We start from the raw sequence: 4,742 nt of genomic DNA, 5'->3' as shown, positions 1-4,742 counted from the left end.
CACCCCGCACATCGAGGCGTGCATGGGACGGGCCGCGGCGGCCGGCGCGTTGCGGCTCGACGACTTCGGGCGGGCGCTCATGGCCGATATCGAGGCGGCCTCACCCGAACCGCCGGACTGGGCCGAGGTGCGTGACGGCGGCCCGACCACCCGGGACCTGCTGGCCCGCGAACTGGCCGAGGTCGAGGCCGGGGTCGAACGCGGCTGGCAGCGCGTCGTCAACGGCGCCTCCCCCACCCTGCTGCCGGCCTGGCAACTGCTGGTCGAACCGGATCGCGCGGAGTTCTTCGCCCGGTGGCTCACCCCGCTGCTGGTGCACGGCGCACCCATCCCCGCCGAGACCGCCCACCGGCTGGTCGCGGCCATGGACGCCGGGCGACTGCGGGTGCGCGCCGGACTGCGCGAGGTCCGGCACACCGGGTCGGAATTCGCCGTACACCTCGACGACACGGTCGAATTCGCCGACGTGGTGGTCAACGCCACCGGCGCGGGTACCGACGCCGTCGCGCTGCGCACCCAGCCGCTGCTGGCCGGGCTGCTCGACGCCGGGCTGCTCAGCGCGCATCCGCTGGGCGGCGTGCGGGTGAACGTGGCGACCTTCGAGGCGCTCGACGCCACCGGCGACCCGGTGCCGGGCCTGCACATCCTCGGCGATCTGATTCGCGGCGCGGTGCTGGTGACCAACGACGTCATCGCCCTGTCCTTCCAAGCCGTGCTGCTCGCCACCGCATTGCGCACGATCGACGACGAAGGAGTCCGACTGTCATGACCACGACGCCGACCCGCGCCAAGGGGCCGATCCTGGCGGTGCTGTGCCTGTGCGTCATCGCGATCTACATGGACGCGATGATCGTCAATCTCGCGCTGCCCAGCCTGGTGCGCGAATTGGGTTCCAGCACCAGCGGATTGCAATGGATCGTGGACGCCTACGCGCTCACCTTCGCCGCCCTGGTGCTCGTGGCGGGCAGCCTCGGCGACCGGTTCGGCCGCCGCGGGATCCTGCTCGCCGGGCTGGTGGTGTTCACCGTCGCCACCGGCGCCGGTGCGCTGTGCGAGAGCACCGAACAGCTGATCGCGGCGCGCACGGTGATGGGCGTCGGCGCGGCGATGATCTACCCGTCGACGCTGTCGATCCTCACCACCGTGTTCACCGAGCGCAAGGAGCGCGCCGCGGCCATCGGCGTGTGGGGCGCGGTGTCCGGCATCGGCGTGGTGCTCGGGCCGATCGTGGGCGGCCTGCTGCTCGACCACTTCTGGTGGGGCAGTGTGTTCGTCGTCGTGGTGCCGGTCGGCGTGGTGTGCCTGGTGCTGGTGGCGCTGCTGGTGCCCGACTCCCGGGATCCGCGGGGGCGCGGGCTCGATCTGCCCGGGCTGGTGCTGTCCACGGCCGGGCTGGGCGTGCTGGTGTACACGATCATCGAAGCGCCGGAACAGGGTTGGCTCTCGGCGCGGACCCTGCTCGGGTTCGCCGGCGCGGCGCTGCTGCTGGCCGGGCTCGTCCGGCGCGAGCTCACCGCCCGGGCGCCGATGCTCGATGTGCGCCTGTTCGGCAACCTCCGGTTCTCCGCGGCCTGCGGCATCATCACCATCACGTTCTTCACACTGAACGGCTTCACCTTCCTGGTGACGCAGTACTTCCAGTTCCTCAAGGCCTACACCCCGCTGGGCGCGGGCGTGCGGCTCATCCCGGTCGCGGTGGCGATCATCATCGGCTCGGTGCTGGGCGGCAAGCTGACCGTCAAACTCGGCACCCGCGCGGTGGTGACGGCCGGGCTGATCCTGATGGGAATCGCTTACGCCTGGTTCGCCTTCGACGACGCGGCGACCGGCTACCCGATCATCGCGGCGCAGATGGCGGTGATCGGACTCGGTATCGGCATGGTCGCCATCCCGGCCACCGAATCGATCATGGGTGTGGTGCCGGCCGCGAAGGCCGGCGTGGGTTCGGCCATGAACGACGCCACCCGGCTGCTCGGCGGTGCGCTCGGCATCGCCGTGGTGGGCAGCGTGCACCACTCGCTCTACACCGGCGAGCTGCCCGACGGCAGCGTGCCGGGCGTGCCCGCCCCGGTGCTGGAGAGCGCCCGCGATTCCGTGGGCGCGGCCCTGCAGCAGGCGGCCGGACTGCTCACACAGGGGCAGGCCGGCGCGGCCGAGGCGCTGCGCGTCGCCGTCCAGGACGCGTTCGTGCACGGCTTCCAGATCACCTGCCTGGTGGTGACCGTGGTGTGTGCCGTGGCCGCGGTGATCGCCGCCGCGCTGCTGCCCTCCGGGCCGCCACCACCGCCGGTGACCTCCGACGACTCCGACATCGATCCGACGGACGCGGCCCGGCCCCGAGCCGCGCGCTCCGCGAAGGGTGAACAACAGTGACTACCGCAGGCAAGACCGAGGACCGATGGCTGCTCTACAGCACCTGTGACGAGGACTCCCGCTCGGAGATGCGGGCGCTCGAGATCGAGAAGAACGACGATGTGCTCGCGGTGACCGGCAGCGGCTGCCGGGTGCTGAGCCTGGTGGTGAACAATCCGCACACCGTCACCGCCATCGACAGCTCCCCCGGGCAGACCTACCTGCTCGAACTCAAGCTCGCCGCCATCCGGCACTTCCCCTACGACACCCTGCTGGAGTTCCTCGGGGTGGACGAATCCACGCGCAGGTGGCGGCTTTTCGAGGAACTGAAGCCGGAACTGTCCGACGGCGCGATCGCCTACTTCACGCACTACCGCAAGGCCATCGTGGGCGGGGTGCTCCAGGCCGGGCGGCACGAGCAGCTGTACGTCCGGCTGGTCGCGCCGGCCATGAGACTGCTGTACGGGCGCGCGATGCGGGACCTGTTCGCAGCACCCGATCTCGCGACCCAGCGCCGCGTCTACCGTGAGCGGGTCGACGGTGTGCTGTGGCGCAGCATGATTCGCTACGGTTTCACCGAGCGCACGCTCAAGGCCGTGCTCAACGACGATTCCTACAACGTGGTCACCGACGAGAAGTCTTGCGGCGACTACGTGCTCGAGCGGCTCGACCACACCTTCGAGAACCATCTCGCCGGGGAGAACGACTGGGTGTCGTTCATGTTCCACGGCCGCTACCCGCGCCGGGATGTGCTGCCGCACTATCTGCTTCGGGAGAACGTCGAGGCCATTCGCGCCGCGACCACCAAGGTGAACGTGGTCCGCGGCGATCTCATGGAACAGCTGCGCGCGCTGCCGGACGGCTCGGTGGACAAGTTCTCGCTCTCGGACGTCACCAGCTGTATCGACCGCGAGCAGTTCGCCGGCCTCATGAAGGAGGTCGTGCGCGTGGCGCGGCCGGGTGCGCGAATCTGCTACCGCAACTTCCTGTCCCGGCACACGCCCGACGCGGATCTGCGGCAGCTGCTGCACCGCGAGGACGAGCTGTGCGACCGGCTCTACTTCGACGACTACGCCTTCGTCTACCAGTTCGAGATCTTCACCGTCGGCGCGGGCAACCGGTAGCGGGGTACGGATCATGGAGCGCTCACTCGACTGGGTGGACGGCAGCGTCCACGCCGTGGACCAGCGCGCGCTGCCCGAGGAGTACCGCATCGTCGTGCTGCGCACGGTCGACGAGGTCATCGCCGCCATCCGCACGCTCACCATCCGCGGCGCGCCGGCCATCGGTGCGGCCGGGGCACTGGCGGTGGCGATCGCGGCGCGAACGCACGGCACGGACATCGCGGCCGTGACGGCCGACATCCGGCGCATCGCGGCCGCCCGGCCCACCGCGGTCAACCTGGCCTGGGCGGTGCGGCGGGTGTCGGCGCGGCTCGAGCTCGGACCCGCCGCGGTCCTGGACGCGGCGCTCGCGCTGCTCGACGAGGACGAGCGGGTCAATCGGACCGCGGCCCGGCGAGCGGCCGACGAGGTGCTGACCCTGACCCGCGGGCAACGACTCCGGGTGCTGACGCACTGCAACACCGGCCGCCTGGCGACCGTCGCGGGCGGGACCGCCCTCGGAGCCATTCGCGACCTGGCCGAGCGCGGGCGGCTCGACTCCGTGCTCGCCGGCGAAACGCGGCCGCTGCTGCAGGGCGCCCGGCTGACCGCGTGGGAACTCGCCGAAGCCGGTATCCCGCACCGGCTCTGCGTGGATTCGGCGGGGCCCACCGCGATCGCGTCCGGCCATGTCGACTGCGTGCTGGTCGGGGCCGACCGGATCACCGCGCACGGGGACGTGGCCAACAAGATCGGCACCTACCCGCTGGCGCTGGCCGCGGCCCGGGCCGGCATCCCCTTCGTCGTGGTCGCGCCCGAGTCCACCGTCGACGAAACCCTCGACGACGCCGGCGACATCGTCATCGAGGAGCGGACCGCCGACGAGGTGACCACCCTGGCGGGGCGCCGGATCGCCCCCGAGGGCACCGCCGCCTTCAATCCCGCCTTCGACATCACCCCGCGCGACCTCGTCACCGCCGTGGTGACCGAGACCCGAACCCTGTGGCCCGCAGCCGGTTTCGGTCTCCCCCACACCGCCGCCGAGCTCTACCGGCGCGGGTGGATGGACGGCACCGCGGGCAACCTGTCGGTGCGGCTGCCCGGTGCACCGGATCGGGCGGTCATCACCGGCAGCGGACTGAGCAAGGGCGCGCTCACCGCACGGGATCTGGTCCACATCGATACGAAAACCGCTGCGGCGGTCTCGGATCGGGGACCGCGACCGTCTGCGGAGGCATCGCTGCACGCCGCGCTCTACACCGCGCTGCCCGACTGCGGCGCGGTGGT

At 71.3% G+C, this 4,742-nt stretch carries 4 protein-coding genes; all 4 read left to right on the top strand.

Going from position 1 to position 4,742, the window contains the following annotated elements; translation table 11 throughout:
* The coding region (locus tag ACWDOP_RS38920) for a hypothetical protein (RefSeq protein WP_456349083.1) at window positions 1-769 on the top strand (769 nt) is incomplete at its 5' end.
* Window positions 766-2,373: an MFS transporter gene (locus ACWDOP_RS38915; RefSeq protein ID WP_456349082.1), complete on the top strand. Its 1,608-nt coding sequence runs from the start codon at window positions 766-768 to the stop codon at window positions 2,371-2,373. The genes ACWDOP_RS38920 and ACWDOP_RS38915, both read left to right, overlap by 4 nt.
* On the top strand, window positions 2,370-3,476 hold the full coding sequence (locus ACWDOP_RS38910) for a DUF3419 family protein (RefSeq protein ID WP_456349081.1): 1,107 nt from the start codon (window positions 2,370-2,372) through the stop codon (window positions 3,474-3,476). Before ACWDOP_RS38915 ends, ACWDOP_RS38910 begins: the two co-directional genes overlap by 4 nt.
* Window positions 3,477-3,489: 13 nt before the next feature.
* Window positions 3,490-4,742, top strand: a 1,253-nt coding sequence (mtnA, locus tag ACWDOP_RS38905) for an S-methyl-5-thioribose-1-phosphate isomerase (protein ID WP_456349080.1), incomplete at its 3' end; no start/stop codon positions are given.

Source organism: Nocardia sp. NPDC003693 (assembly GCF_053981095.1).
Note: the sequence above shows the minus strand (reverse complement) of the source record. Positions and strands in the feature narration are given on the sequence as shown.